General features: G+C 65.2%; 25 protein-coding genes. 12 read left to right on the top strand and 13 right to left on the bottom strand.

The genetic code is table 11. From position 1 onward, the window contains the following. Positions 1 to 178: 178 nt before the first annotated feature. From IN820_RS10240 to IN820_RS10250, 3 genes are read left to right on the top strand one after another with little or no spacing between them, the layout of a single operon-like run. Positions 179 to 1,525, top strand: coding sequence for a chromosome partitioning protein ParA (locus IN820_RS10240; RefSeq protein ID WP_193680878.1), 1,347 nt, complete (start codon positions 179 to 181; stop codon positions 1,523 to 1,525). A 5-nt stretch (positions 1,526 to 1,530) separates the two neighbouring features. After that, positions 1,531 to 2,478, top strand: coding sequence for a 1-aminocyclopropane-1-carboxylate deaminase/D-cysteine desulfhydrase (locus IN820_RS10245; RefSeq protein WP_193680903.1), 948 nt, complete (start codon positions 1,531 to 1,533; stop codon positions 2,476 to 2,478). Positions 2,479 to 2,500: 22 nt separating this feature from the next. After that, positions 2,501 to 3,604: a cyclic nucleotide-binding domain-containing protein gene (locus tag IN820_RS10250; RefSeq protein WP_193680879.1), complete on the top strand. Its 1,104-nt coding sequence runs from the start codon at positions 2,501 to 2,503 to the stop codon at positions 3,602 to 3,604. A gap of 174 nt (positions 3,605 to 3,778) precedes the next feature. On the opposite strand, the gene IN820_RS10255 is transcribed toward IN820_RS10250, so the two are convergent. Then, positions 3,779 to 5,170, bottom strand: a complete 1,392-nt coding sequence (locus tag IN820_RS10255; protein ID WP_193680880.1) for an MATE family efflux transporter — start codon at positions 5,168 to 5,170, stop codon at positions 3,779 to 3,781. 111 nt (positions 5,171 to 5,281) lie between these two features. Between IN820_RS10255 and pdxB the strand changes: the two genes are divergently transcribed. From pdxB to IN820_RS10295, 8 genes are all read left to right on the top strand, one after another. Next, positions 5,282 to 6,424: a 4-phosphoerythronate dehydrogenase PdxB gene (gene pdxB, locus IN820_RS10260; protein WP_193680881.1), complete on the top strand. Its 1,143-nt coding sequence runs from the start codon at positions 5,282 to 5,284 to the stop codon at positions 6,422 to 6,424. 91 nt (positions 6,425 to 6,515) lie between these two features. After that, positions 6,516 to 8,564 carry a DNA polymerase III subunit gamma/tau gene (gene dnaX / locus IN820_RS10265; RefSeq protein ID WP_193680882.1) on the top strand — a complete coding sequence of 683 codons (2,049 nt, stop codon included), beginning with the start codon at positions 6,516 to 6,518 and terminating at the stop codon, positions 8,562 to 8,564. A 20-nt stretch (positions 8,565 to 8,584) separates the two neighbouring features. Beyond that, on the top strand, positions 8,585 to 8,911 hold the full coding sequence (locus tag IN820_RS10270) for a YbaB/EbfC family nucleoid-associated protein (RefSeq protein WP_193680883.1): 327 nt from the start codon (positions 8,585 to 8,587) through the stop codon (positions 8,909 to 8,911). A gap of 34 nt (positions 8,912 to 8,945) precedes the next feature. Further along, entirely contained in the window at positions 8,946 to 9,545 is a 600-nt protein-coding gene (gene recR / locus IN820_RS10275) for a recombination mediator RecR (RefSeq protein WP_193680884.1), read from the top strand. Positions 9,546 to 9,731: 186 nt separating this feature from the next. Beyond that, complete coding sequence (locus tag IN820_RS10280; protein WP_193680885.1) at positions 9,732 to 10,721, top strand: ABC transporter substrate-binding protein; 990 nt, start codon at positions 9,732 to 9,734, stop codon at positions 10,719 to 10,721. A 102-nt stretch (positions 10,722 to 10,823) separates the two neighbouring features. Further along, positions 10,824 to 11,570 carry an ABC transporter ATP-binding protein gene (locus tag IN820_RS10285; RefSeq protein WP_193680886.1) on the top strand — a complete coding sequence of 249 codons (747 nt, stop codon included), beginning with the start codon at positions 10,824 to 10,826 and terminating at the stop codon, positions 11,568 to 11,570. Beyond that, positions 11,567 to 12,340 (top strand): ABC transporter permease, encoded by a 774-nt coding sequence (locus tag IN820_RS10290; RefSeq protein ID WP_193680887.1) that lies wholly within the window; start codon positions 11,567 to 11,569, stop codon positions 12,338 to 12,340. The genes IN820_RS10285 and IN820_RS10290 overlap by 4 nt, the downstream gene beginning before the upstream one ends. Positions 12,341 to 12,350: 10 nt before the next feature. Beyond that, positions 12,351 to 13,052, top strand: coding sequence for a type 2 periplasmic-binding domain-containing protein (locus IN820_RS10295; RefSeq protein ID WP_193680888.1), 702 nt, complete (start codon positions 12,351 to 12,353; stop codon positions 13,050 to 13,052). Between the two features lie 81 nt (positions 13,053 to 13,133). On the opposite strand, the gene IN820_RS10300 is transcribed toward IN820_RS10295, so the two are convergent. The 4 genes from IN820_RS10300 to hemN form a co-directional block, all read right to left on the bottom strand. Beyond that, positions 13,134 to 13,742 carry an SCO family protein gene (locus IN820_RS10300; protein WP_193680889.1) on the bottom strand — a complete coding sequence of 203 codons (609 nt, stop codon included), beginning with the start codon at positions 13,740 to 13,742 and terminating at the stop codon, positions 13,134 to 13,136. Positions 13,743 to 13,803: 61 nt separating this feature from the next. Then, complete coding sequence (locus IN820_RS10305) at positions 13,804 to 14,352, bottom strand: adenine phosphoribosyltransferase (RefSeq protein WP_193680890.1); 549 nt, start codon at positions 14,350 to 14,352, stop codon at positions 13,804 to 13,806. A 26-nt stretch (positions 14,353 to 14,378) separates the two neighbouring features. Then, the gene (gene fnr, locus IN820_RS10310) at positions 14,379 to 15,113 is read right to left on the bottom strand and encodes a fumarate/nitrate reduction transcriptional regulator Fnr (RefSeq protein ID WP_037037529.1); all 735 of its coding nucleotides are present in this window, start codon (positions 15,111 to 15,113) and stop codon (positions 14,379 to 14,381) included. A gap of 112 nt (positions 15,114 to 15,225) precedes the next feature. Further along, positions 15,226 to 16,608, bottom strand: coding sequence for an oxygen-independent coproporphyrinogen III oxidase (gene hemN, locus IN820_RS10315; protein WP_193680891.1), 1,383 nt, complete (start codon positions 16,606 to 16,608; stop codon positions 15,226 to 15,228). Positions 16,609 to 16,814: 206 nt separating this feature from the next. Between hemN and nadE the strand changes: the two genes are divergently transcribed. Next, positions 16,815 to 17,642, top strand: a complete 828-nt coding sequence (gene nadE, locus IN820_RS10320; protein WP_193680892.1) for an ammonia-dependent NAD(+) synthetase — start codon at positions 16,815 to 16,817, stop codon at positions 17,640 to 17,642. A gap of 123 nt (positions 17,643 to 17,765) precedes the next feature. Here nadE and IN820_RS10325 read toward each other — a convergent pair whose 3' ends face one another. The 8 genes from IN820_RS10325 to ccoO all read right to left on the bottom strand — a co-directional run bounded on the left by IN820_RS10325 (position 17,766) and on the right by ccoO (position 25,008). Further along, the gene (locus tag IN820_RS10325; RefSeq protein ID WP_193680893.1) at positions 17,766 to 18,482 is read right to left on the bottom strand and encodes a sulfite exporter TauE/SafE family protein; all 717 of its coding nucleotides are present in this window, start codon (positions 18,480 to 18,482) and stop codon (positions 17,766 to 17,768) included. Then, positions 18,475 to 18,687 carry a cbb3-type cytochrome oxidase assembly protein CcoS gene (gene ccoS, locus IN820_RS10330; RefSeq protein WP_193680894.1) on the bottom strand — a complete coding sequence of 71 codons (213 nt, stop codon included), beginning with the start codon at positions 18,685 to 18,687 and terminating at the stop codon, positions 18,475 to 18,477. The genes IN820_RS10325 and ccoS overlap by 8 nt, the downstream gene beginning before the upstream one ends. A 117-nt stretch (positions 18,688 to 18,804) precedes the next feature. Further along, entirely contained in the window at positions 18,805 to 21,219 is a 2,415-nt protein-coding gene (locus tag IN820_RS10335) for a heavy metal translocating P-type ATPase (RefSeq protein WP_193680895.1), read from the bottom strand. 7 nt (positions 21,220 to 21,226) lie between these two features. Further along, positions 21,227 to 21,727, bottom strand: coding sequence for a FixH family protein (locus IN820_RS10340; protein WP_193680896.1), 501 nt, complete (start codon positions 21,725 to 21,727; stop codon positions 21,227 to 21,229). 12 nt (positions 21,728 to 21,739) lie between these two features. Continuing rightward, complete coding sequence (ccoG, locus tag IN820_RS10345) at positions 21,740 to 23,152, bottom strand: cytochrome c oxidase accessory protein CcoG (RefSeq protein WP_193680897.1); 1,413 nt, start codon at positions 23,150 to 23,152, stop codon at positions 21,740 to 21,742. A gap of 137 nt (positions 23,153 to 23,289) precedes the next feature. Continuing rightward, the gene (gene ccoP / locus IN820_RS10350) at positions 23,290 to 24,249 is read right to left on the bottom strand and encodes a cytochrome-c oxidase, cbb3-type subunit III (RefSeq protein WP_193680898.1); all 960 of its coding nucleotides are present in this window, start codon (positions 24,247 to 24,249) and stop codon (positions 23,290 to 23,292) included. After that, complete coding sequence (locus IN820_RS10355; protein WP_193680899.1) at positions 24,250 to 24,435, bottom strand: cbb3-type cytochrome oxidase subunit 3; 186 nt, start codon at positions 24,433 to 24,435, stop codon at positions 24,250 to 24,252. It lies immediately after the preceding gene. A gap of 6 nt (positions 24,436 to 24,441) precedes the next feature. Beyond that, positions 24,442 to 25,008, bottom strand: a complete 567-nt coding sequence (gene ccoO, locus IN820_RS10360) for a cytochrome-c oxidase, cbb3-type subunit II (RefSeq protein ID WP_235989120.1) — start codon at positions 25,006 to 25,008, stop codon at positions 24,442 to 24,444. Positions 25,009 to 25,010 lie beyond the last annotated feature (2 nt).

Here is a 25,010-nt window from a genome sequence, read left to right on the forward strand (position 1 = left end):
TCGATCGGGCCACCCATCGCTTGCGCCGCGACGGCAGGGGCGCTGCCAACCCAGTCACATTGCCTGCTCGAACTTTTCCCCTAAACTTGTCTCACCAACGCAACGGCGCCGGCCTTGGATGGCCGCACCGTCCCGGAAATCGCTGGCTCGCGGTCGCGGGCGATAAAGGATGTCGAGCATGCAGAACAAACCGCAGATGGTCGAAGCCATTCTGTTCTACGGCGACGACGGCATCTGCAAGGAAATGCTGTTCCCGGAATTCGAAGCGGTCCTGGACGGCGTGGTCAACCTGCCCGAGTTCGCCGACCGGCAGATGCGCGCGGTCTACGTGTTGATCAATCCGCGGCTGCTGGTGCGTGCCGCGGTGTTTTTCTGTCTCGATTTCAATGAGGATGGTTCCGCCGACGACGGTTGGAACATCCCCCTGCGCCAGCTGGCCGAACGCACCGGCCGCGGCCCGGACATGGGCGCCGGGCCGATCCGCCTGGCCTGCCGTAGCCAGTGCCCGGTGTCCTGGCACCAGATGCACATGTGGGACCCCAGGGTGAGTCCCGAACGCAACGACCTGGTTCTGCTGCGCGAGCGCGTCAAGCGCAACCAGCTGGGCCTGCTGGTCGAGGACGAAGCGCCGCTGGCCGTGCCGACCGAGCGCCTGCAGATGGTTGCCGAGGATACCTGGTATGCCGCCGATGCCGCCAAGGCGAAGGCCGCCAGACGCGCCGAGAAGCTCGAGCAGGAACAACGTCAGAAGGCCGCCCTGCTGATCAAGCAGCAGCGCCAGCGCATCGCCAATCTGGAACGCCAGCGCGAAGAGGACGTGGCTGCCGCGGACAAGGAACAGCAGCGGCTGCAGGGCGAGATCCAGGCGCTGCAGCAGCGCTTGCAGCAACAGGCCGAGATCAACGGCAGCCTGCATGCGCAGATCGCGACGCAGGCCGCGAGCTTCCAGACGGCTCGCGAAGAGATGAGCAAGCAGCTGCGCATGCTGGAGATGAACGGCCGCGTGGAAGCGGGCGCGGCCCGTGAACAGTTCGAGCGTGAAGCGCAGGCACGCATCGCCGCAGCGGTCGCCGAATACAAGGAACAGGTGGCGATCCGCGACGTGGAGCTGGCGTACCGCAACGAGCTGGACGTGCAGCTGGAAGAGGAGGTCCAGCGCCTCAAGCGCGAATGCGAGGTGCTGAGTCGCAGTGGCGATCGTGTGCTGGAGGAACTGTCGCGCCAGGGCGTCGTGTTCACGGCCTATCATCCGGGCGCCGGACATCTGACCATCGCATTGCCGGACCTGGCCCGCTACCGGGCCAATCCCCTGGCTTACGCCGCTGCCAAGTGCTCCGTGTCCGAGGAGCAGTATCGCCAGTGGCTGGAGCACTATCAGAAGCCGGCATGCGTGGCCGCGCTGCCCAGCGGCGAGCGTTGTGCGATGCCGCTGGACAAGATCGATACGCCGAGTCGCTTCGTGATCGGCGAGTCCAATTGCTGTGCCCGCCACGGCAAGGAAGGCCGGCAGCGCACCGGCAGTTGAACGTTTTGTCCTTCACTCATCCTTCCCATGCCTTCGACGGCTCCTTGCGGCTGCAGCGGTTGCCGCTGGACTGGTTGCAGCGCGCCGGCGTCGAGGTCGCCGTGCTGCGACTCGACCAGGTCGACGCGCAACTGTCCGGCAACAAGTGGTTCAAGCTCACCCGGCATCTCGATGCGGCTCGTGCTGCCGGGGCCCCCGGGTTGGTCAGTCTTGGCGGCGCGCATTCCAACCATCTGCACGCCCTGGCGGCTGCCGGCCGTCGCTTCGGCTTCGCCACTGTCGGGCTGCTGCGCGGGCATGAGCAGGAAACACCGACGGTATGCGACCTGCGTGCCTGCGGCATGCAATTGCACTGGCTGGGTTATGGCGGCTATCGGGCACGCAATCTACCTGGTTTCTGGGCGCCCTGGCTCGAACGCTATCGCGGGTACTACCCGGTTCCCGAAGGCGGTGGCGGCCTGGCTGGGGCACGGGGCTGCGTCGTGCTGGTTTCGCAGTTGCAGGCGCTGCTGCCGACTATCGGCTGGGAGCATTACGACGCGAACTGGCTGGCGGTGGGCACCGGAACCACCCTGGCCGGGCTGGTCATCGGCGAAGCGGGGCGGCATCCGGTCTTCGGTGCGCTGGCCGGGCCGCCATCGCATGCGGTCGATGCGCGCCTGGCCGAGCTGTTCGCCGAGGCCGAGGTGGCCGACAGCGGCTACCGGCTGCTGGATGCGAGCCGTGCCGGCTTCGGTCGTTTCGACGCCGAGCTGGCGCATTTCATCCAGGCCACGGAGCGCGACGGGGGCGTGCCGCTTGACCCGGTCTACACCGCCAAGGCGATGATGGCATTGCGCCTTTACATCGAGCGCGGTTATTTTCCACCAGGCACGCGGCTCGTCTTCATTCATACCGGCGGGCTGCAGGGACGCCGGGCTGCCCAGGCGCAGCTGCGACGGTTGATGGGCTGATGGACCTTTTGGATATTTCTGGATGAACACCCCCCTGCACCCGGAGCAGTTGCGCAATCTGATACCGCTCAATGCACTGTCGCCCCGCCAGCTGTGGGAGCTGCGAGGCCGGCTGGTGCCGCAAGCGCTGGCGGCCGGACGGCTTCTCGAGCGCGATGGCAGGCAGGCGCCGGCGCACTATTTCCTGCTGTCCGGCAGCCTGGCGCTGGTCGATGACGATGGCCATGAGACTCGCCTGCAGGCCGGTACGCCCGCCAGCTGCCACAGCCTGCCGCATGCCCATCTCCGGCAAGTGCGTGCCCTCGAAGACTGCCGGTTGCTGGCCGTGGACGACGCGGATCTGGATCGGTTGCTGTCCTGGCGCCAGGCCCATCAGGATGTGCTGCTGCAACTGTCCATGGATGGCGAGCTGGGCGACTGGCTGGAGCCGTTGCTGGACAATCCGCTGTTCGCCCAGGTTCCGCCTGCGAACATCCGCAGCATGCTGCAGCGGCTCGTGGCGCTCGAGGTGCCCGCCGGGCGGACCCTGTTGCAGGAGGGGGAAGCCGGCGACTGTTGCTATTTTCTCAAGAGCGGCCGGGCCGAGGTGGCCAGGGGCGCGGGCGCCGATCGGCAGCGGCTGGCCGAGCTGGGGCCGGGGGCCTGTTTCGGAGAAGAGGCCTTGCTCGAGGATCGCCCGCGCAACGCCAGCGTGAGCATGATCGAGGATGGCTGCGTGCTGCGCCTGGCGCGCGCCGATTTCCTCGAACTGCTCAAGGCGCCGGTGGTCGGCGAAATCGACCTGGACGACGTGGCCGACCTGCTGGGTTGCGGCGCGCAATGGCTGGATGTGCGCCTGCTCGACGAATACGAACGTGGCCACGCCATGCAGGCGCTGAGCATGCCATTGCATCTGCTACGCCTGAAAACCCGCCTGCTGGACCATGAGCGCATCTACCTGTGCTATTGCGAGAGCGGCAAGCGCAGCGCCACTGCGGTGTTCCTGCTGACCCAGCTCGGCTTAACCGCCTATGCATTGCGCGGCGGCCTCCAGGCGCTGACCACCGAGCAGCGGGATGCGCTGCTCTGGGAATGCGGCACGGGCTATCTGGCTCGCTCCGATGGGCGTATCGAGCGCAGCCTGTGAGCGTTGGATCTTCGAGTCGTCGTTCTGTGCGGGCCTTGAGCGCTGTTGGTGGGCTTCTTTGGGGCGACCTGGGGCGATGTGTTTGCGTCTTTGGCAGTCCAGGTAGGGTGGGTTTCAGCCCACCACACGTTCGGTGGCGCCCTGGTGGGATGAAGCCCATTGCTGCTGATTCTGTTAAGCCATCGCCCTGCGCCGCGCATGCCGACGGATCTCGCGGCGCGCGCTGCGTGCCAGGCGCACGCTGAGCAACAGCGCTGCGCAGCTCAGCCCGGCGATCAATCCCTGCCAGAGGCCGCTTGGGCCGCTGGCGGCGCCGAGATGATCGGTCAGGCCCAGCAGGTAGCCCACCGGCAGGCCGATTCCCCAGTAGGCGAACAGGGTGAAGACCATCGTCATGCGGGTGTCCTGATAGCCGCGCAGCGCCCCGGCGGCGGTGACCTGCACCACGTCGGAGAATTGGAACAGCGCGGCGTAGAAGAACAACCCGGCGGCCACGGCGATGACGGCCGGGTCTGGCGTGTAGATTCGCGCGATCCGTTCGCTGAACAACAGCATGACGCTGGCGGAGAAACAGGCATAAACCAAGGCAGCGGCGATTCCCACGCCAGCGACGAAGCGTGCATCCCGCGGTGCATGGCGGCCCAGGGCCTGACCGACGCGCACCGTCACCGCCATGCCCAGCGACAGCGGGATCATGAAGATCAGCGAGGTGAAATTCAGCGCGATCTGATGGCCGGCGACGACGGTCGCGCCCAGCCCGCCGATCAACAGGGCGATCACGGAAAAGATGCTGGCTTCGGCGAACACGGCGATGCCGATGGGCACGCCGACCGAGAGCAGGTGGCGCAGCGGTGGCCAGCGCGGCCATTCGAAGTGGGAGAACAGCTCGCTCGCCTGGTAGTAGCTGGCACGCTTCACCCAGAAGCTCATCGCCAGCAGCATGAACGCCATCACCAATGCGGTGGCGACGCCGCAGCCGACCCCACCCATCGCCGGGATACCAAGCTTGCCGTAGATGAAGATGTAGTTGAGCGGAATGTTCAGCAGCAGCCCGAGGATGCCGATGACCATGCTCGGTCGTGTGTGACCCAGGCCGTCGCTGAAGCAGCGCAGCACCTGATACAGCGCCACGGCTGGAAAGCCGCAGGCGACGGCGCGCAGATAGGCCATGGTCGGCTCGATCAGGGCCGGCTCCACGCGCATGCGATGCAGCACCGGTTCGGCATTCCACATCAGCGATGCGGCGAGCAGGCCGATGCCCAGACCCATCCACAGCGCCTGGCGCACCAGCGGCCCGATCTGCTGCTGCTGCCCGGCACCGAAGCGCTGGGCGACGTTCGGCGTGGTCGCCAGGGTGATGCCGCTCACCAGCAGGTACACCGGCACCCAGATCGAATTGCCCAGCGCCACCGCCGCCAGGTCGTGCGGGCTGACCCGCCCGGCCATCACGGTATCGACGAAGCCCATGGCGGTGCTGGCCAACTGGGCGATCATCATGGGCAGGGCGAGGGCGAAGAGGGTGCGCAATTCAACGCGTACCCGTCTGAGTCTGGGCTCAGTGGGCATTGCAGGCATTCCGGTTGTATACAATGAGCGCGCTAGTCTACCTTTCGGGAACGCGCTCAGAAAGGCAAAGCGGAGCCTGGCTAAAATGACCTCGATTGCAACGGAGTCCCCATGCGTATTCTTGCCGACGAAAACATTCCATTGGCCGAAGCCTTCTTCGCGGGGTTCGGCGAGATTCGCCGCATGGCCGGCCGTAGCATCAACCGGGCGGCACTGGAGCAGGCCGATGTCCTGCTGGTGCGCTCGGTAACCCGGGTCGATCGCGAGCTGCTGGAAGATACGCCGGTACGCTTCGTCGGCACCTGCACCATCGGCACCGATCATCTGGACCTCGATTATTTCCAGGAAGCCGGCATCGACTGGGCCAGCGCGCCCGGTTGCAATGCGCGGGGCGTAGTCGACTACGTGCTGGGCGGCCTGCTGGCGCTGGCCGAAGCACGAGGTGAGACGCTCGGCGCGCGACGCTTCGGCGTCGTCGGCGCTGGCGAGGTGGGTGGGCGCCTGGTGGAAGTGCTGCGGGGGCTCGGCTGGGATGTACGGGTTTGCGATCCGCCGCGCCAATCGCGTGAGGCCGGCGACTTCGTCTCGCTGGACGAGGTGCTTGCCGAGTGCGATGTCATCAGCCTGCACACGCCGCTGAGCATGCAGGGTGAACATCCGACCTTCCATTTGCTCGACAAGGACCGCCTGGCGCGGCTGCGGCCCGGTGCCTGGCTGATCAATGCCAGTCGGGGTGCGGTCGTCGACAATGCGGCCTTGCTGGAACTGCTGCTGCAGCGCCCTGACGTGGAGGCGGTGCTGGACGTCTGGGAAGGCGAGCCGCAGGTCGACGTCGAACTCGCCGGCCTGTGCCGGATCGCCACGCCGCACATCGCCGGCTACAGCCTGGACGGCAAACTGCGTGGCACGGCGCAGATCTACGCCGCATTCTGTGCTGCGAAAGGGCTGGAGCCCAAGGTGGAACTTGCGCAACTGATGCCGGAAGCCGCGCTGCTGGGCATGACGTTCAGTTCGTCGGCGAAGCCGGCCGATATGCTGGCGACCCTGTGCCGGGCGGTGTACGACCCGCGCCGTGACGATGCGGATTTTCGCCGCAGCCTGCGCGGTGACGAGACGCAACGCCGCGCCGGCTTCGACCGGTTGCGCAAGCACTACCCGCCGCGCCGGGAAATAGACGGGCTGCAGGTGCGGATCGAGGGTGCCGACGCCGTGCTGGGGCAGGTGGTGCGGGCGCTCGGCGCTCGCGTGTCGTAGACGAGCACGCTCGATCGAGCGCGGGTCGGATGCAATTTATTGCTTGCTCCGCTAGCATTACCCGTCCTCTGCTTTATCCCGCGATGGTGTTATGAGTTATCAGGTCCTTGCCCGAAAATGGCGTCCGCGCTCGTTCCGCGAAATGGTCGGCCAGACGCATGTGCTCAAGGCCCTGATCAATGCGCTGGACAATCAGCGCCTGCACCATGCCTATCTGTTCACCGGAACCCGCGGGGTCGGCAAGACCACCATTGCGCGGATCATCGCCAAGTGCCTGAACTGCGAGACCGGCGTCTGCTCGACGCCCTGCGGCCAATGCTCGGTCTGCCGGGAGATCGACGAAGGGCGCTTCGTCGACCTGATCGAGGTCGACGCCGCGAGCCGGACCAAGGTCGAGGACACCCGCGAGCTGCTGGACAACGTGCAGTACGCACCGAGCCGCGGGCGCTACAAGGTCTACCTGATCGACGAAGTGCACATGCTCTCGTCGCATTCGTTCAATGCGCTGCTCAAGACCCTCGAGGAGCCGCCGCCGCACGTCAAGTTCCTGCTGGCGACCACCGACCCGCAGAAACTGCCGGTCACCATCCTCTCGCGCTGCCTGCAGTTCTCCCTGAAGAACATGCCGCCGGAGCGGGTGGTCGAGCACCTGACCCATGTACTGGGCGTCGAGAACGTTCCCTTCGAGGAGGACGCGCTCTGGTTGCTCGGACGTGCGGCCGACGGCTCGATGCGCGACGCCATGAGCCTCACCGACCAGGCGATCGCCTTCGGCGAGGGCAGGGTACTGGCGGCGGATGTGCGCGCCATGCTCGGCACCCTCGATCATGGCCAGGTCTACGGCGTACTGCAGGCCTTGCTCGAAGGTGACGCCAGGGCGATGCTCGAGGCGGTTCGCCATCTGGCCGAGCAGGGGCCGGACTGGGCCGGCGTGCTGGCCGAGATGCTCAACGTGCTGCACCGCGTTGCCATCGCCCAGGCGTTGCCGGAGGCGGTGGACAACGGCCAGGGCGATCGCGACCGGGTATTGGCCCTGGCGCAGGCACTGCCGGCCGAAGACGTGCAGTTCTACTACCAGATGGGCCTGATCGGTCGACGCGACCTGCCGCTGGCACCCGACCCGCGCAGCGGCTTCGAAATGGTGTTGCTGCGCATGCTGGCGTTCCGCCCGGCAGACAGTGGCGATGCACCGCGAACGCCGCTAAAGACCCTGGGGATCAGCCCGGCCACAGCTGATTCCAATCCCGCAGCGGTGGCCGACACGGCCTCGGCTGGCGTGTCGCGCGGCGCTCCATCCAGTGCCGCGGTCGTGGACGCTGCGCCAGCCGCCACGCTGGCGCCGTCGGTCGTTGCCGACGACAGCGCTGCCGCATTGCCGGAGCAGAGTGTCGACCAGCAGGCTGAGCCCGAGATGCCGTCCCCCGCGGTCGATATCGCTGTTGCGCCTCTACCGCAGCCCGAGCCGGAAGCGCCTCCGGTCATAGATGTGCCCTGGAACGAGCCGCCGAGCGTGCCGCCGGTGGCGGTGGAGGCCGAGGCCATCCTGCCGCAAGCGCCGCCGTTCGAGGCCGACCACGTGGCTGCGGTGGTACAGGTGGAGGAGCCGGACGATGACGAGCCGCCGCTGACCGACGAGGATTATTTCGAAGTCGAGAACCAGGCCGAGGCCTATCTCGATGAGCTGGTACAGGTAGAGGCCGAGCCGGATGCCGTCGAGCCGCTGCCCGCGGTCGAGCCGGCGACCGGCCTGGCGGCCGAGTGGCTGGATCTCTACCTCAAGCTTGGCTTGTCGGGCCTTACCGGCAGCATCGCTGCCAACTGCACGCTGATTGCGGTCGAGGGCGATCGCTGGCTGATGCACCTCGACCCGGCACAGAGCGCGTTGTTCAATGCCACTCAGCAACGGCGCTTGAACGATGCGCTCAACCAGTACCATGGACGCACGTTGCAGCTGGACATCGAACTGCACAAGCCCGAGCAGGAAACCCCGGCGCAGGCAGCCCAGCGCCGTCGGGCCGAACGTCAGCGCGCCGCGGAGCGGTCGATCCAGTCGGATCCGCTCGTCCAGCAACTGATGCAGCAGTTTGCCGCGGTCATCCGCGAAGGCACCATCGAACCCGTAGAACACTCCGAACCCTGATCGAATTGAGGTGATATCCCATGATGAAAGGTGGCATGGCCGGCCTGATGAAGCAGGCGCAGCAGATGCAGGAAAAGATGCAGAAGATGCAGGAAGAGCTGGCGAACGCCGAAGTCACCGGCCAGTCCGGCGCGGGGCTGGTGAGCGTGGTGATGAACGGTCGTCACGACGTCAAGCGCGTCAGCCTCGATGACAGCCTGATGCAGGAAGACAAGGACATCCTCGAGGACCTGATCGCCGCGGCGGTCAATGATGCCGTGCGCAAGATCGAGCAGAACAGCCAGGAAAAGATGGCCGGCATGACCGCCGGCATGCAACTGCCACCCGGATTCAAGATGCCGTTCTAACAAGCAGCCTCCAGCCTCCAGCTTCGAGATTTCCATGAGCTTCAGCCCCCTGATTCGCCAACTCATCGATGCGCTGCGCATTCTCCCCGGGGTCGGGCAGAAGACTGCGCAGCGCATGGCCTTGCAGATGCTCGAGCGCGACCGCAGCGGTGGCTTGCGCCTGGCCCAGGCGCTGACGCGGGCGATGGAGGGTGTCGGCTATTGCCGGCAGTGTCGGACGCTGAGTGAGGACGAGCTGTGCCCGCAGTGCGTCGACCCGCGCCGGGACGATTCGCTGCTGTGTGTGGTGCAGAGCCCGGTGGACGTCTTCGCCGTCGAGCAGACCGGCTTTCGTGGCCGCTATTTCGTGCTCAAGGGGCACCTGTCGCCCCTGGATGGCCTGGGGCCGGAGGCGATCGGCATTCCCGAGTTGCTTGCCCGGGTTGCGGAAGGGTCGTTCAGCGAAGTGATCCTGGCCACCAATCCCACCGTCGAGGGCGAAGCGACCGCGCATTACATCGCCCAGATGCTCGTTCCCAAGGGACTGACCATCAGTCGTATCGCTCACGGCGTGCCCTTGGGTGGCGAGCTGGATCTGGTCGATGGCGGCACGCTGGCCCACGCGCTGGCCGGGCGCAAGCCGATCAGCCTGTGAGCGCCTGCATGACCGGATATTGAAACGACCGAGCGCTATAACCCCGAGCATTATGGATATAGCACTTGGGTAGTGCCGTTATGCCCATGATTCGGGTAAAGTTCTAAGCCATAAAAGTTAGATAACCAAATCGAATAAACGACTTCGATTTGGTTATATGACATGGCTGCCCGCATCGAGGTTGAAATGAAAGCAAAGCATTGGCTGGTTCCGGCTCTCCTGCTCCTGAGCGCATTCGCCCAGGCCCAGGATAAGTTCAAGGTTGGCTACATCCGGGTGATGGATGATGCCCAGGCGATGGTCGCCCACGAGGCCGGCTTGTACGAGAAGCACGGCCTGGATGTCGAGCTGATCGAGTTCAGCTCGGGCACCGACCTGATCAAGGCCATCGTCGGCGGGCAACTGGACACCGGCGTACTGGGTTTCACCAACGCGGTGGCCTGGGCTTCCAAGGGTGCCGACCTGAAGGTGGTGGGCGGCGCGCAACAGGGCTATCACTCGATCCTGGTGCGTGAGGATACCCAGATCCAGGACGTCGCCGGCCTCAAGGACCGCACCCTGGCCTCCCAGCGCGAGGGCAGTACCGCCGATGCGGTGTTGCGCGGTGTGACGCTGAAGAACGCGGGCCTCGCGCCGAGCGATGTGAACATCATGGGCGTCAGCCCAGCGGTGGCCGTACAGTCGCTGGTGTCCGGCCGGGTCGACGCGGCCTTCCTGTTCGAGCCCTATGACCGCATCGCGCAGTTGGTCGCGCCGGTTCGCCAGGTCTACGAGATCGGCGAAGTCTGGCCATTCCCCTGCATGGTGGTGATCACCTCCGGCGATACCCTGGCCAAGCGCAAGGATGCCGTATGGAAATCGCTGGATGCCCAGCGTGAAGCCATCGAACTGCTCGAGAACCAGCCGGAGGAGGCGGCCAAGCTGATCGCCAACTACTTCATCGCCGAGCCGACCCTGAAGACACTCAAGCGTGGCGAGCTGGCCCGCGAGGTCGTCATCGAGGAAGCGATCGCCACCCAGACCTTCAGTGCCAAGCTGGGCGAGGAAGATCTGGCCCGCATTCAGGAGCTGGCGGATATCCTGCAAGAGCAGGGGGCGCTGAAAACCCGTGATGGCAAGCCGTTCGACACCCGGGCGATCCTCGATCTGTCCTGGCAGGAAACCCGCGAACTCTGATCGCGCCGGTTCGCCGAATACCGCACAGCCCGGCTTCTGGTCGGGCTGTTTTCATATCGCCCGTATTGTCGGGCACGTTCGTTTTCGGATTTCCGGATTTTTATGCAGCTCAAGTTTGAAGAAGTAGACAAGCGCTTCGGGCAGCTCGAGGTCATCAAGGGGTTCAGCGGCGAGTTCTCCCAGGGAGAGCTGGTTGCATTGGTCGGTCCGTCCGGCTGTGGCAAGTCGACCCTGTTGCATCTGGTGGCGGGGCTGGAGAAACCCACGGGCGGCCGTGTGCTGGCCGATGGCAAGCCGATCAGCGCGCCGAGCCCGCGTCGCACCCTGGTGTTCCAGGAGCACGCGCTGTATCCCTGGCTGAGCCTTCAGGCCAATGTCGCCATGGCGCTGGAGTTGCAGGGCGTGGCCAAGGCGGCCGCGTTCGAGCAGGCGCAGGGCTGGCTCGGGCGTGTCGGCCTCGATGGTTTCGAGCACTACTACCCGCATCAGGTATCCGGCGGCATGCGTCAGCGCACCGCCCTGGCCCGGGCTTTCATCGCCAAGCCCGAAGTGCTGCTGCTGGACGAGCCGTTCGGTGCGCTCGATGCGCTGACCCGCATGGCGCTGCAGGACGTGCTGCGTGAGCTGATCGACGAACATCAGCCGACCGTGCTGCTGGTGACCCATGATGTCGACGAAGCGCTGTACCTGGCCGACCACGTGATGGTATTCAGCGCCCGGCCGGCTCGCGTGCTGAAGACCTTCAATTTCAGCCATTGCGAAAAGAGCCACGATTTGTCCGAGTTCGCCGCCGAGCGCAAGGAAATCCTCAGCCTGCTGGGCATCAAGACGGAGGTTGCACACCCATGAGCCAGGCACGCCGTCTTACCGGGCCCAGAAAATACCTCGCCGTCGCCCTGGCGATCCTGTTCATCCTGCTGATCTGGCAGGCCGCCGCCTGGAGCCTGCCCGCGTTCCTGATGCCGGGCATCCCGACGGTTTTCGAGCGGCTCGTCGCGACCATCCAGGAGCCGCAATTCCGCGAGGGGCTGTACGGCAGCATGAGCCGTCTCGGCAGCGGCTACGGCTTCGCCCTGCTGTTCGGCATCGGCTTCGGCCTGGTCGGCGGGGTGCTGTTCTTCTTCCGCGAGATCCTGCGCTCGGCCATCGTCATTCTGCAGTCGATTCCTTCGATCGCCTGGGTGCCGCTGTTTCTCATCGTCATGGGCTTCGGCAACCTGCCGATCATCGTGGTGGTGGCGCTGGCGGCCTTCTTCCCGATGGCGCTTTCGGTGATGAACGCCACCGAGAGCGTGCAGCCGGTGCACGTATCCGCCGCACGGGTGATGGGCGCATCGCGCTGGCAACTGCTGCGCCGGGTCTACCTGCCGGCGGTGATGCCGGAATTGATCACCGGGGCCCAGCTGGCCTTCGGCAATGCCTGGCGTGCCCTGATCTCGGCGGAAATGCTGATCGGCTTCGGCCAGGGTCTCGGGCGTTCGCTGGCCTATTCGGGCGAGATCGCCGATATGGTCGGTGTGATGATGAACATCCTGGTGATCGCCATTCTCGCCACCCTGATCGATCAGGTGGTGCTGGAGAAATTCAAGCAACGGATGCTGCGTTACCAATACGTCTGAGGTCTGAATCGTGCAGGCATCGCTGCGTTTCTGTGTCTTGCTGGTTGCCCTGCTGGGACCGCTGCTGGGGTTCGCCGAGCCGCTGCGCGCGACGCTGTCCGACGGCTATCGGGTCCTGTCGAGCAGCGAGACGGAGAGTTTCGAGCCGGCCCTGCTGCACGCCCTGGGCGATGCGCTGGGGCAGGATGTCGAGCGCGATACGTCGCCTGGCGGAGCCGAGCTGCGGCTGGGTGCGGGGAAGGCAGGGGCGATCTACTATCGCGCCGTTCCTGCCGCGCTGGTCGCCAGCGAAGGTGGCCTCGAGGCCTGGTCCGACCTGCGCAACCAGCCATTTTGCGTCGCTGCCGGCAGCCCCTATGCGCGGCTGGTGGCCGAGCGCTTCGCCGCCGAGCCGCGGGAATACCCGAGCGCCGCGCATGCACTGATAGGGATCAAGCTGGGCGAGTGCCGCGCGGTGGTCGATGACCATGCGCTGCTTGCCGACATCGCCGCACTGCCTGAATGGCGCCGCTACCGACACCTGCTGCCGGCCTTGTCGGATGCCGAACAGGTGCTGCGCATCGGCGCTACGGACACGGCTCTGCAGGCGCAGATCGGGGCACTGATGGTGCGCTGGCGGGACGAGGGACGTTTGGGCGAACTGACGCAGCAGTGGATCGATGAGGTCGCCTTCCAGGCCTATGTGCTGGCCGATACCCTGGATTGCCACTGAGCCGACGCTGGTGCTCTGCCCGGCCTCGCGGCGATTCAGGCCGGCAGGCCTGCCGAAAGATCAAAAAACGGTGGACGCCGCTTAGCGTTCGCTCTCGATTACCTGGGGAAGCGCCTGCTGCAGCCCCTCCAGATTCAGTGGTGCGCGGATATGCCCACGCAGTGTACCGTCGGGTGCGACCAGTGCCAGGTTGCCGCTGTGGCTGACGCTGTAGTTGCCCTGGGTCTCGCGGGCCGGGACGAAGGGTAGTCCCAGCGCCTTGGACAGCCGCTGCAGCTGCTGCATTTCGCCGGTCAGGCCGCCGAATCCGGCGCGATAGTAGTCCAGATAGGTTTTCAGCTGCTGTGGCGTATCGCGCGCCGGGTCGGCGCTGACCAGCACCAGTTGCAGTTGTTCGCGTGTTTCTGCCGGCAGGCGGCCGAACAGGCGGCGCATGTCGCTCAGGGTGGTCGGGCAGATGTCCGGGCAGGCGGTGAAACCGAAGAAGAGGATGTGCCAGCGGCCCCGGAGCGCGTCGGTGTTGAACGGCCGGCCGTTCTGGTCGATCAATTCGATGCTGGGCAGGGCGCGCTCGCGCGGCAGCAGCAGGAGGTTGGCCTCGTCCAGCAGCGCCTCGCGATCCAGGGCGAACGATGGGCCGGCCAAGGCCAGCAGGACGATCAATAAGCTGCGAGGGAGGACGTCGAACAAGGGTTGGCCTCCGATTTCGGCGTCATTGGAGCGCCTCGCCGCATGGCGGCGGATACGGTCATCAGCGGTCGCTCAGGGCGAAAGCGGTCAGAGTATAGGTGGGGATGCCGATGTCCTGCAGCTTCTGCGAGCCACCCAGTTCGGGCAGGTCGATGATCGCGGCAGCCTCGTGGATGCTTGCGCGCATACGGCGGACCAGTTGCGCGGCGGCGAGCAGCGTACCCCCGGTGGCGATCAGGTCATCGAAGAGCAGGACCGAATCGCCTTCGCAAAGGCTGTCGGCGTGGATCTCCAGGTGGGCTTCGCCGTACTCGGTGCAATAGGATTGCGACAGCACGTCCGCCGGCAACTTGCCTTGCTTGCGAAAGAGTACCAGTGGCTTGTTCAACTCGTAGGCCAGGATCGAGCCGATCAGGAAGCCCCGCGCATCGAGCGCGCCGATATGGGTGAAATCGGCCTCCACGTAGCGCTGGATGAAGGTATCGGCGACCATGCGCAACGCCTTCGGCGACTGGAACAGCGGGGTGATGTCGCGAAAGATGACGCCGGGGCTGGGAAAGTCGGGAACCGGGCGGATCAGGGTCTTGATGCTGAATTCGTCGAAGATCATCGGACTGCTACTCCAAACGCGCTGACTCAGACGTCCATGTTGCCGCCGGCCAGGGCGCACAGTCCGATGGAGTCCAGGATGCGTACTTCCTTGCCTTCGGCTTCGAGCAGGCCGTTCTGCTGGAAGCGCGTGAACACGCGCGAAACGGTTTCGACGGCCAGGCCCAGGTAGTTGCCGATTTCATTGCGCGACATCGGCAGGCGGAACTGGTTGGCGGAGAAGCCGCGTGCGCTGAAGCGGGCGGACAGGTTGATCAGGAAGGTGGCGATGCGTTCGTCGGCGGTCTTCTTCGACAGCAGCAGCATCATCTGCTGATCGTCGCGAATCTCGCGGCTCATGATGCGCATCAGCTGGCGGCGCAGTTGCGGCAACAGCACGCTCAGTTCGTCGAGCCGTTCGAAGGGGATTTCGCAGACCGACGTGGTTTCCAGCGCCTGGGCCGTTACCGGGTAGCTCTCGGTATCCATGCCGGACAGGCCTACCAGTTCGCTGGGCAGGTGAAAGCCGGTGATCTGTTCCTCACCGCCGTCGGTCACGCTGAAGGTCCGCAGGGCGCCGGAGCGCACGGCGAAGACCGAGCTGAACGCATCGCCCTGACGGAACAGGGTTTCGCCCTTCTTCAGCGGGCGGCCGCGCTTGACGATATCGTCCAGGGCATCCATGTCCTGCATGTTCAGCGACAGGGGCAGGCAGAGCCCGGAAAGACTGCAATCCTTGCAATGAGCTTGCCGCTGAGAACGGACCTTGGTCGACTCGGACATAGGGGGACTTCCTGGAAAACCTGGATATAGCGCGCAAGGTTAACCCAGCTGGTCGTCCATAGCCAATCGGCTCGAGGGTCGCAGGGACGGGGGGAATCATTGAAGCGTTCTTCTAGATGACCCGCGAGTAGCTGTAGCCGGTATGTTCCGGCAGGTAGTGGTCGAACAGCATGCACACCGCGCGTACCAGCAGGCGGCCGGCGGGCTGGACGATCAGGTGCGTGTCGGTCAGTTCGACCAGGCCGTCCGTGGCCATCTGTTCCAGCATTGGCCAGGCTTCGCCGAAGTAGTTCTTGAAATCGATGCCGTAGCGCTGCTCGATCTGTGCGAAGCACAGTTCGAAATCGCAGAGCAGGGCCTGGATGACGCTGCGACGGATGCGGTCGTCCTCATTGCAGCGCAAGCCGTGGACGGTCGGCAGTTGATCGCGGTCCAGATGCCGCTGGTATTCGGCGATGTCGCTGCTGTTCTGGCAGTACAGGTCGCCGACCTGGGTAATGGCCGAAACCCCCAGGCCAACCAGGTCGCAATGGCCATGGGTGGTATAGCCCTGGAAGGTGCGCTGCAGGGTGCCGTCTTCCTGGGCCATGGCCAGCTCGTCGTCGGGCAGTGCGAAGTGGTCCATGCCGATGTAGCGGTAGCCGGCGTCGGTGAGCTGTTCGATGCTGTGCTGCAGCATGGTCAGCTTGTCGACCGGGGCGGGCAGGTCGGCGACGTTGATGCGGCGCTGCGAGGGGAAACGGTCCGGCTGGTGGGCGTAGTTGAAAATCGACAGGCGGTCCGGTTGCAGCTCGATGATCGCGGCCACCGTTCTGGCGAAGCGTTCCGGCGTTTGCAGCGGCAGGCCGTAGATCAGGTCGATGTTCAGCGAGCGGTATTGCAGGGTGCGCGCTGCTTCGATAATGGTCCGGGTCTGTTCCAGTGTCTGCATGCGATTGACCGCGCGCTGGACGTCGGGATCCAGATCCTGCACGCCGATGCTGACGCGGTTGAAGCCCAGCTCGCGCAGCAGCCCCATGGTCGGCCAGTCGGCCTCGCGGGGATCGACCTCGACGCTGAAGTCGCCGTGGTCGTCGTCCTGCAGGTGGAAATGCTTGCGCAGGTGCGCCATCAGGCGGCGCAGCTCGTCGTGGCTGAGAAAGGTCGGCGTACCGCCGCCGAAGTGCAACTGCTCGACGATCTGGTCAGGCCCGAGATGGCAGGCGATCAGCTCGATTTCCTTTTCCAGCCGCTCCAGATAGGGGAGCGAGCGGCCGCGATCCTTGGTGATGACCCTGTTGCAGCTGCAGTAGTAGCAGGCGTTCGCGCAGAATGGCAGGTGGATATACAGGGAAAGCGGCCGCGACGCCTGGCGGCTGCTGCGCAATGCGTGCAACAGTTCGAACGAGCCGATCTTGTCGTTGAACTGGACCGCGGTCGGATACGACGCATAGCGCGGGCCGGCCTGATCGTAGCGACGGATCAGGTCGGTATCCCAGCGAATGGAGTCGAGCATGTGGCGTTCCCGGTCGTGACGGCGGTGGCTGGATTCTAGGGGGAGGGCTCTACGACGGACTTGACCTGTATCAAACTTGCCCCGACCCTAATCCGCTGGGCGAGGACCGGGCGAAGGCCGCGAAGATTTCCTCCCGATCGTGGTCCGATGATCACGCGAGCGCCCCTAATTTGATCAGTTGAGCCTCATGGCCAAAGGAGAGATTCATGCACAGTCGCCAGCAGGAAATCGCTGCCGCCCTCAACGTCTGCGCGCCCTTCACCGGGGCGGAGTCGATTCAGGCGGAGATCGATCGCCGGGTACGCTTCATTCAGGCCTGCCTGCGTGAGTCGGGGATGAAGACGCTGGTGCTGGGCATCAGTGGCGGTGTCGACTCGACGACCGCTGCGCTGCTGGCGCAGCGCGCGGTGAAAGGCCTGCGCGATGCGGGAGAGGGTGACGACTATCGTTTCATCGCGGTGCGTCTGCCCTACCAGGTCCAGCATGACGAGCACGAGGCGCAGCTGGCGGTCGATACCATCCAGCCCGATGAATGCCATACGGTGAACATCGGCACGGCGGTGCAGAGCCTGGCGGCGGAGACCGAAGCGCTGGAAGGCCAGAGCCCGCAGATGCGCGATTTCGTGCTGGGCAACACCAAGGCGCGCATGCGCATGGTGGCGCAGTACACCATCGCCAACGCGCGCCAGGGGCTGGTGATCGGGACCGATCATGCCGCCGAGGCGGTGATGGGCTTTTTCACCAAGTTCGGCGATGGCGCCTGCGATCTGACGCCGCTGACCGGGCTGGTGAAAGGGCAGGTTCGGCAACTGGCGGAGGCACTCGGCGCTCCGCAGCAGCTGGTGCACAAGGTGCCGACGGCGGATCTGGAAGAACTCTTTCCGGGCAAGCCGGACGAAGCGGCCCATGGCGTCACCTACCGCGATATCGATGACTTCCTGCAGGGTCGTCCGGTGTCGGACGAGGCCGCGCAGATCATCGTCGAGACCTACGACAAGACCGCGCACAAGCGCCAGTTGCCGAAGGAGCCCTGAGCCCGGCGGCTCGGCACGGTGCAGGCCTTTTGGGGCCGGGGGCTAAGCCGTAGGGTGGACTTCAAGCCCACCATGGGGCGATGGCGGCGTTCCCGGTGGGCTTTAGCCCACCAATGCCTGCCCCTAATGCCCGTGCGTATGGCTCGCCATGCCCGAACCGTGCCCCATCAACCACTGCTGATGGGGGCCGGGCAGGGTCCAGAGGCCGAAGAGGATGACCAGTACGCCCCCGGCAACACGCACGCCACGCTTGCGCAGCAAGGCGGTCAGCCGCTCGGCGGCGAGGCCGGTCGCGAGCAGCACGGGCCAGGTGCCGATACCGAATGCCAGCATCAGCAGGGCGCTGTCCAGCGCGTCGCCCTGGCTCGCCGACCAGAGCAGGGTACTGTAGACCAAGCCGCATGGCAGCCAGCCCCAGAGCGCACCCAGCAGCAGGGCGCGCGGCAAGCTGGTCACCGGAAGCAGCCGGCTGGCCAGTGGCTGGATGTGCCGCCAGAGCCCCTTGCCCAGCGCTTCGACGCGCGTCAGCCCGCTCCACCAACCCGCCAGATAGAGCCCCATGCTGATCAGCAGCAGCGCGGCGAGCACCCGTAGCGCCATGGCTGCCGGGCTGCTCGCCACTGCCCAGCCGGCAAGTCCGATGAGCAGGCCGGCGGTCGCATAGCTCGCGACCCGCCCCAGGTTGTAGGCGAGCAGCAGGCGCAGGCGTTTGGCGCGCTGTTCCGGGGGGATGGCCATGGTCAGTGCGCCCATCAATCCTCCACACATGCCGAGGCAGTGGCCGCCGCCGAGCAAGCCCAAAACCATTGCGGAAAGCAGCAGGGGAAGCAGTTCAGTCACGTTCGTCTTGCTCTTTCCGGTTTGTGGACGTTTGCGACTGATCGTCTTCGCCGGTGCGTTGTGGCTCGTCATCGTCGAACAGGATGCTGTGGGCCGGGCCGTCGAGATCGTCGTACTGGCCGCTGTCCACAGCCCAGAAGAACACCCAGATCGCCAGGGCCACGAGAACCACTGCGACGGGAATCAGGATATACAGCGCGGCCATGGGAACCTCCGGAAAGCGTTGAAGCGAAAGGCCGCGGCTGCAAGCGGATATGCTCGCCATGGCGCGGCCGTCATGGGTGCAGCCTGATTGGCGCGGCTGCGCCGCCCTGCCGGCTGGTCAGCTGGTTTGCCTGGGCTGCCTGGCGAGCCGCAGTGCGTTCAATACCACCAACAGGGAGCTGGCCGACATGCCCAGTGCTGCCCATAGTGGTGTAACCCAGCCAATCGCGGCGAAGGGCAGGATCAGGCCATTGTACAGGCTCGCCCAGGTCAGGTTCTCGACGATGATGCGGCGGCTGCGGCGTGCCAGGTCGAATGCCTGCGCCAGGCTGGCGAGGCGATTGGACAGCAGCACGGCATCGGCGCTGGTCTTGGCCAGGTCGGTGGCCGAACCCATGGCGACGCTGATGTCGGCGGCGGCGAGAACCGGGACGTCGTTGACCCCATCGCCGAGCATCAGCACCCGATGGCCCTGGGCCTGCAGCTCCTGCAGCCTGGCCAGCTTGGCCGCTGGCGTCATTCCGCCTTCGGCATGGTCGATGCCTAGCTCCCCGGCGATCTGCCCGACCATCGGCGAACTGTCGCCGGACAGCAGCAGCGTTCGCCAGCCGCGGCGGCGGCAGGCTTCGAGCAGGGCCGGTGCATCGTCGCGAAGACGATCGTCGAGCACCAGCCAGGCCAACGGCCCTCGTTCGTCGCCGAGCAACAGCCACTGGCCCTGCTCGCCGGGTATGGGCGGTGCCATGCCGCCATAGCCTTCGGCGACGAAGGCCGGCTGGCCGATGCGCAGGCTGCGACCGCCAGCGTTGCCCAACAGGCCGAGACCCGGCACCGTCTCGACCGAATCGGCCGCCTGCGGCGCGCGACCGAAGGCACGCGCGATGGGGTGTTCGGAACGGTTTTCCAGTGCCGCGGCCAGCGCCAGGCAGGTGTCGGCATCCGGCTCGCCCAGGGGATGCACGGCGCTCAGCGTCAGGCGGCCTTCGGTGAGGGTGCCGGTCTTGTCGAAAACCACCGTGTCGATCTGGTTGAGCCCTTCGAGGACATGTCCGCGGGTCAGCAGCAGGCCGAGTTTGTGCAGGGTGCCGGTTGCGGTGGTCAGCGCCGTCGGTGTAGCCAGCGAGAGCGCGCAGGGGCAGGTCGCGACCAGCAGCGCAAGCACGATCCAGAAGGCTCGTTGCGGGTCGATCTGCCACCAGACCAGGCCGACGATGCTGGCCACCAGCAGCACTATCAGCAGGAACCACTGCGCGACGCGGTCGGCCAGCTCGGCGAGCTTCGGCTTGTCGGCCTGGGCGCGCTCCAGCAGGCGGACGATCGCCGAGAGGCGGGTGTCGTCGCCCAGGGCCTGCACTTCGAGGGTCAACGGTCCTTCGACGTTCAGGGTGCCGGCGGTAACGCTGTCGCCCACGCCGCGCGGCAGCGGCAGGTATTCACCGGTCAGGACCGATTCGTCGATGCTGGACTGCCCGCTGAGGATGCTGCCATCGGCGGGAATCAAGGCGCCGGGCTGCACCAGGACGCGGTCGCCGAGCTGCAGTTCGCTGAGCAGGATGCGGCTGCCGTGGCCGTCGGCGTCGAGTTTCAGGCATGACGCCGGAAGCAGGTTGACCAATTGCGCCGTGGCGGCGGCGGTGCGTTCGCGGGCGCGCCGTTCCAGGTAGCGGCCGGCGAGCAGGAACAGGGCGAACATGCCCACGGCATCGAAGTACAGTTCGCCCTGGCCTGTGATCGTCGACCAGATGCCGGCGAGATAGGCGCCGCCGATGGCCAGCGAAACCGATACATCCATGGTCAGGTGGCGGGTGCGCAGATCGCGCAGCGCACCCTTGAAGAAATCGGTGCAGGAATAGAACACGATGGGCGTGGTCAGCAGTAACGCGGTCCAGCGCAGAATGCGGTCCATCCCCGCCGACAGGTCGAGGTTGAACTCCGGCCAGGTCGCCATGGTGGCCATCATCACTTGCATCCACAGCAGTCCGGCGACGCCCAGTTGGCGCATTGCTCGACGATTTTCCCGGGCCAGCTGTTCGGCGGCCTGGTCGGCCTGATACGGATGCGCGGCATAGCCAATCCGCCGCAGTTCGCCGAGCAGCTCGCTGAGCGGTAATTCGGCGTCGCTCCAGCGTACGTTCAAACGATGATTGGACAGGTTGAGGCTCGCCTCGGCGACACCATGCAGGTTGCGCAGATGCCGTTCGATCAGCCAGCCGCAGGCGGCGCAACTGATGCCCTCGATCATCAGTGAGGTGCTGGCCAGGGCCCCCTGGTGCTGGACGAAGGGTTGCTGCACGTCCTGGCGGTCGTACAGCGCCGTCTCCTCGCTCAGTTCCTGCGGCAAGGCCTGCGGATTGATCGCAGTATCGCTGCGGTGCAGGTAGTAGCTCTCCAGGCCGCCCTTGACGATGGCTTCGGCCACCGCCTGGCAGCCCGGACAGCACAAAGCCCGCGTCTCGCCCAGCACGCGGGCCTGGAACGGGCTGCCGGCAGGAACCGGCAGACCGCAGTGGTAGCAGGGAAGGGGCTTTGCCATCAGTGGCTCAAGGCGTCAATTCGAGCGCGCGGCCGGTTTCGATGGTGTTTTCCTCGTACAGGCGCCAGTCCTGTTCGCCTTCGCGACCGAGCAACTCGATGAAGCGCCGGCCACTGACCGACTCCTGCATCTGGCCCTGATAGAAACCGTCGCCCTGGGGTTGCAGAATGACGCGGCGATCGCGCTCCGGTTGCGTGGGCGACAGCAGGTTGAGCACCAGCTGTTGCGGACGGCTCGCGCCGTCCAGCTGCACTTCGGCGAGCCCGCGCTCCTCGTTGAGGAGCAGGCGCGCGCGCATCCCGAGGCGCTCGGCCAGTTTCTCACGCTCCAGGGACTGGTTGATGCCCTTGCCGGCATCGTAGTAGTTGTCGGCGACGAGCGAGTCGGAGTTGCGAATCGCGATGGTCAGCAAGGACAGGCCGAGGACCACCGCGAACAGCAGGATGGCGATGACAAACCAGGCCCAGAACTGGGTGTACCAACGTGTTTGTTCGTTTTCAGAGCGCATGTATGACCTTGCTTAGCGGATGCTCGGGCCGATGAAACGGCTGTCGGCATCGTCGTTGATCGAATCGTCGTCCACCGAGCGGATGTGGAAGACGATCTCGTTGGTGCTCGACGGGAGCTTCTCGGGTGCGATGGAGAGTTCGACCGGGATGGTGACCAGTTCGCCTGCCTCGGCGCGGACCTCGCGGCGGCCTTCGTAGACCAGGCCATCCAGGCCGGATGCCTCGATGACGAAAGTCTGCTCGCGCTGAGCCTTGTTCATGACCTTGAGGGTATAGACGTTCTCGATGTTGCCCTGCTCGTTCTCGCGGTAGAGCACGCGATCCTTGAGCACGTCCAGCTTCACCAGCGGACGATCGTACACGGCATAGGAGAACAGCCCCATCATGGCCACCAGGGCGACGGCATAGCCGATCAGGCGCGGGCGCAGCAACTGAGTCTTCTGTCCGGACAGGTTGTGCTCGGTGGTGTAGCTGATCAGCCCGCGCGGGTAGTTCATCTTGTCCATGATCGTGTCGCAGGCATCGATGCACGCGGCACAGCCGATGCATTCGATCTGCAGTCCGTCACGGATGTCGATGCCGGTAGGGCAGACCTGGACGCACATGGTGCAGTCGATGCAATCGCCGAGGCCCATGGCCTTGTAGTCGGCGTCCTTCTTGCGCGGGCCACGCTTCTCGCCGCGGCGCGGATCGTAGGACACGATCAGGGTGTCCTTGTCGAACATCACGCTCTGGAAGCGGGCATAGGGGCACATGTAGATGCACACCTGCTCGCGCAGGTAGCCGGCGTTGCCATAGGTGGCGAGGGTGAAGAAGGCGATCCAGAACAGCGCCCAGCCGCCGATCTGCAGGGTGAACAGGTCGGGCACCAAGTCGCGAACAGGGGTGAAATAGCCGACGAAGGTGATGCCGGTCGCCAGCGATACCAGCAGCCAGATGCCGTGCTTGCCCAGCTTGCGGGCGAATTTGTTGGCGCTCATCGGCGCCTTGTCCAGCTTCATGCGCTGGTTGCGGTCGCCCTCGGTGATCTTCTCGGCCCACATGAAGACCCAGGTGAAGACGCTTTGCGGGCAGGTATAACCGCACCAGACGCGGCCGGCGAACACGGTGATGAAGAACAGGCCGAAGGCGCAGATGATCAGCAGCCAGGACAACAGCATGAAGTCCTGGGGCCAGAAGGTGGCCCCGAAGACATGGAATTTGCGCTCCGGAAGATCCCACCAGACGGCCTGGCGGCCATTCCAGTTGATCCACGCGGTGCCGAAATAAAGGATGAAAAGCACGGCGCCGCCCAGGCGTCGCACGTTGCGGAAGAGGCCGGTGAAGGCGCGGGTGTAGATCTTTTCACGCGCAGCGTAGAGATCCGCTGACGCTTCGGCCTTGGACGGGGGGGTTACATCGCGAACGGGGATCTGCTCAGTCATCAAGTGCGTACCACGGCGGAAGGTGGGTGTCCTGGCCGATGCGTGCCGACCAGGATCATTTTTCTGTCCAGCTGCGAATGGTACGCCCGGAGTGTTGAGGCCAAGTGCGACAGGTCGTCGCTACTGGCCTCGAAAAATCACTGCTCCGACTGCTGAGACAGGCTGTAGACGTAGGCTGCCAGCAGGTGCACCTTGTCTTCGCCAAGGATCGCTTCCTGGGCCGGCATGCGGCCATTGCGACCGTAACGCAGGGTCTGCTGGATCTGCGCGAAGCTCGAACCGTACAGCCAGACATTGTCGGTCAGGTTCGGCGCGCCCATGGCAGTAACGCCCTTGGCGTCCGGTCCATGGCAGACTACACAGTTGGCCGCGAAGGTTTTTTGACCCTGCTCAATGTCGACGCTGATACCCTCTGGGGTATCACGGCCGGAGAGGCTGCGGACATAGCCGGCCACGTTGCGGATGCCTTCTTCACCGATCACGTCCCGCCAGGCCGGCATTGCAGCCTGACGGCCGTGCAGGATGGTGGTCTTGATGGTGTCCGGCTCGCCGCCCCACAGCCAGTCGTCGTCGGTCAGGTTCGGGAAGCCGTAGGCGCCCTTGGCGTCGGAGCCGTGGCAGACCGAGCAGTTGGACGCGAACAGGCGACCACCCATTTTCAGGGCTTGCGGGTCCTTGGCGACTTCCTCGACCGGCATGGCGGCGTACTTGGCGTACAGCGGGCCGTACTGGGCGTCGGCCTTGGCCATTTCCTTCTCCCACTGATGCACGCCGGTCCAGCCTTGCTCGCCGGTCGCGAACGCGGTCTGGGCTTCGCCGTCCAGGTGCTGGTAGCCGGGCAGCAGGCCCTTCCAGTTGCCCAGGCCCGGGTAGAGGGCGAGATAGCCCAGGGAGAAGACCACGGTGGCGACGAACAGCATGAACCACCAGCGTGGCAGCGGGTTGTCGTATTCCTCGATACCGTCGTACGAATGGCCGACGGTTTCCTCGGTGCTTTCGTGCCGCTGGCCCTTGCGCGTTGCCAGCAACAGCCAGACCAGCGCGGCGAGGGTGCCGAGGGTCAGCAGGGTGATGTACCAACTCCAAAACGAAGTCATTTATTTCTTACTCCTGGAAGCTTCTTCGTCACGCGTCTTGGCGTCGGTCTCCTCGTCTGCGAAGGGCAGGTTGGCGGCTTCGTCGAAGCTTTTCTTGCGTTTGCTGCTGTAGGCCCAGAGCACGACGCCGATGAAGGCGACGAATACCAGAATTGTGCCAAGGCCGCGAAGAGTCCCGATTTCCATCATGCGTTACCGTTTGTTGGTGAGTGCAGTGCCGAGTACTTGCAGGTAGGCCACCACGGCGTCCATTTCGGTCTTGCCCTTGACGGCATCCCGAGCACCGGCGATGTCTTCGTCGCTGTAAGGAACACCGAGGCTGCGCAGAGCCGACATCTTCTTGGCGGTGTCCTTGCCGTCGAGCGTATTCTCGACCAGCCACGGATAGGACGGCATCTTCGATTCCGGCACCACGTTGCGCGGGTTGTACAGGTGCGCACGGTGCCAGTCGTCGGAGTAGCGACCGCCGACACGGGCCAGGTCCGGACCGGTCCGCTTGGAGCCCCACAGGAACGGATGGTCGTAGACGCTTTCGCCGGCGACCGAGTAGTGGCCGTAGCGCTCGGTTTCGGCGCGGAACGGACGGATCATCTGCGAGTGGCAGCCGACGCAGCCTTCGCGGATGTACAGATCGCGGCCTTCCAGCTGCAGCGCGGTGTAGGGCTTCATGCCTTCGACCGGCTCGTTGACGCTGTCCTGGAAGAACAGCGGAACGATCTGGGTCAGACCGCCGATGCTCACCGCCAGGATCATGAACAGGG

It is taken from the genome of Pseudomonas lopnurensis (assembly GCF_015070855.1).
Classification (GTDB): domain Bacteria; phylum Pseudomonadota; class Gammaproteobacteria; order Pseudomonadales; family Pseudomonadaceae; genus Stutzerimonas; species Stutzerimonas lopnurensis.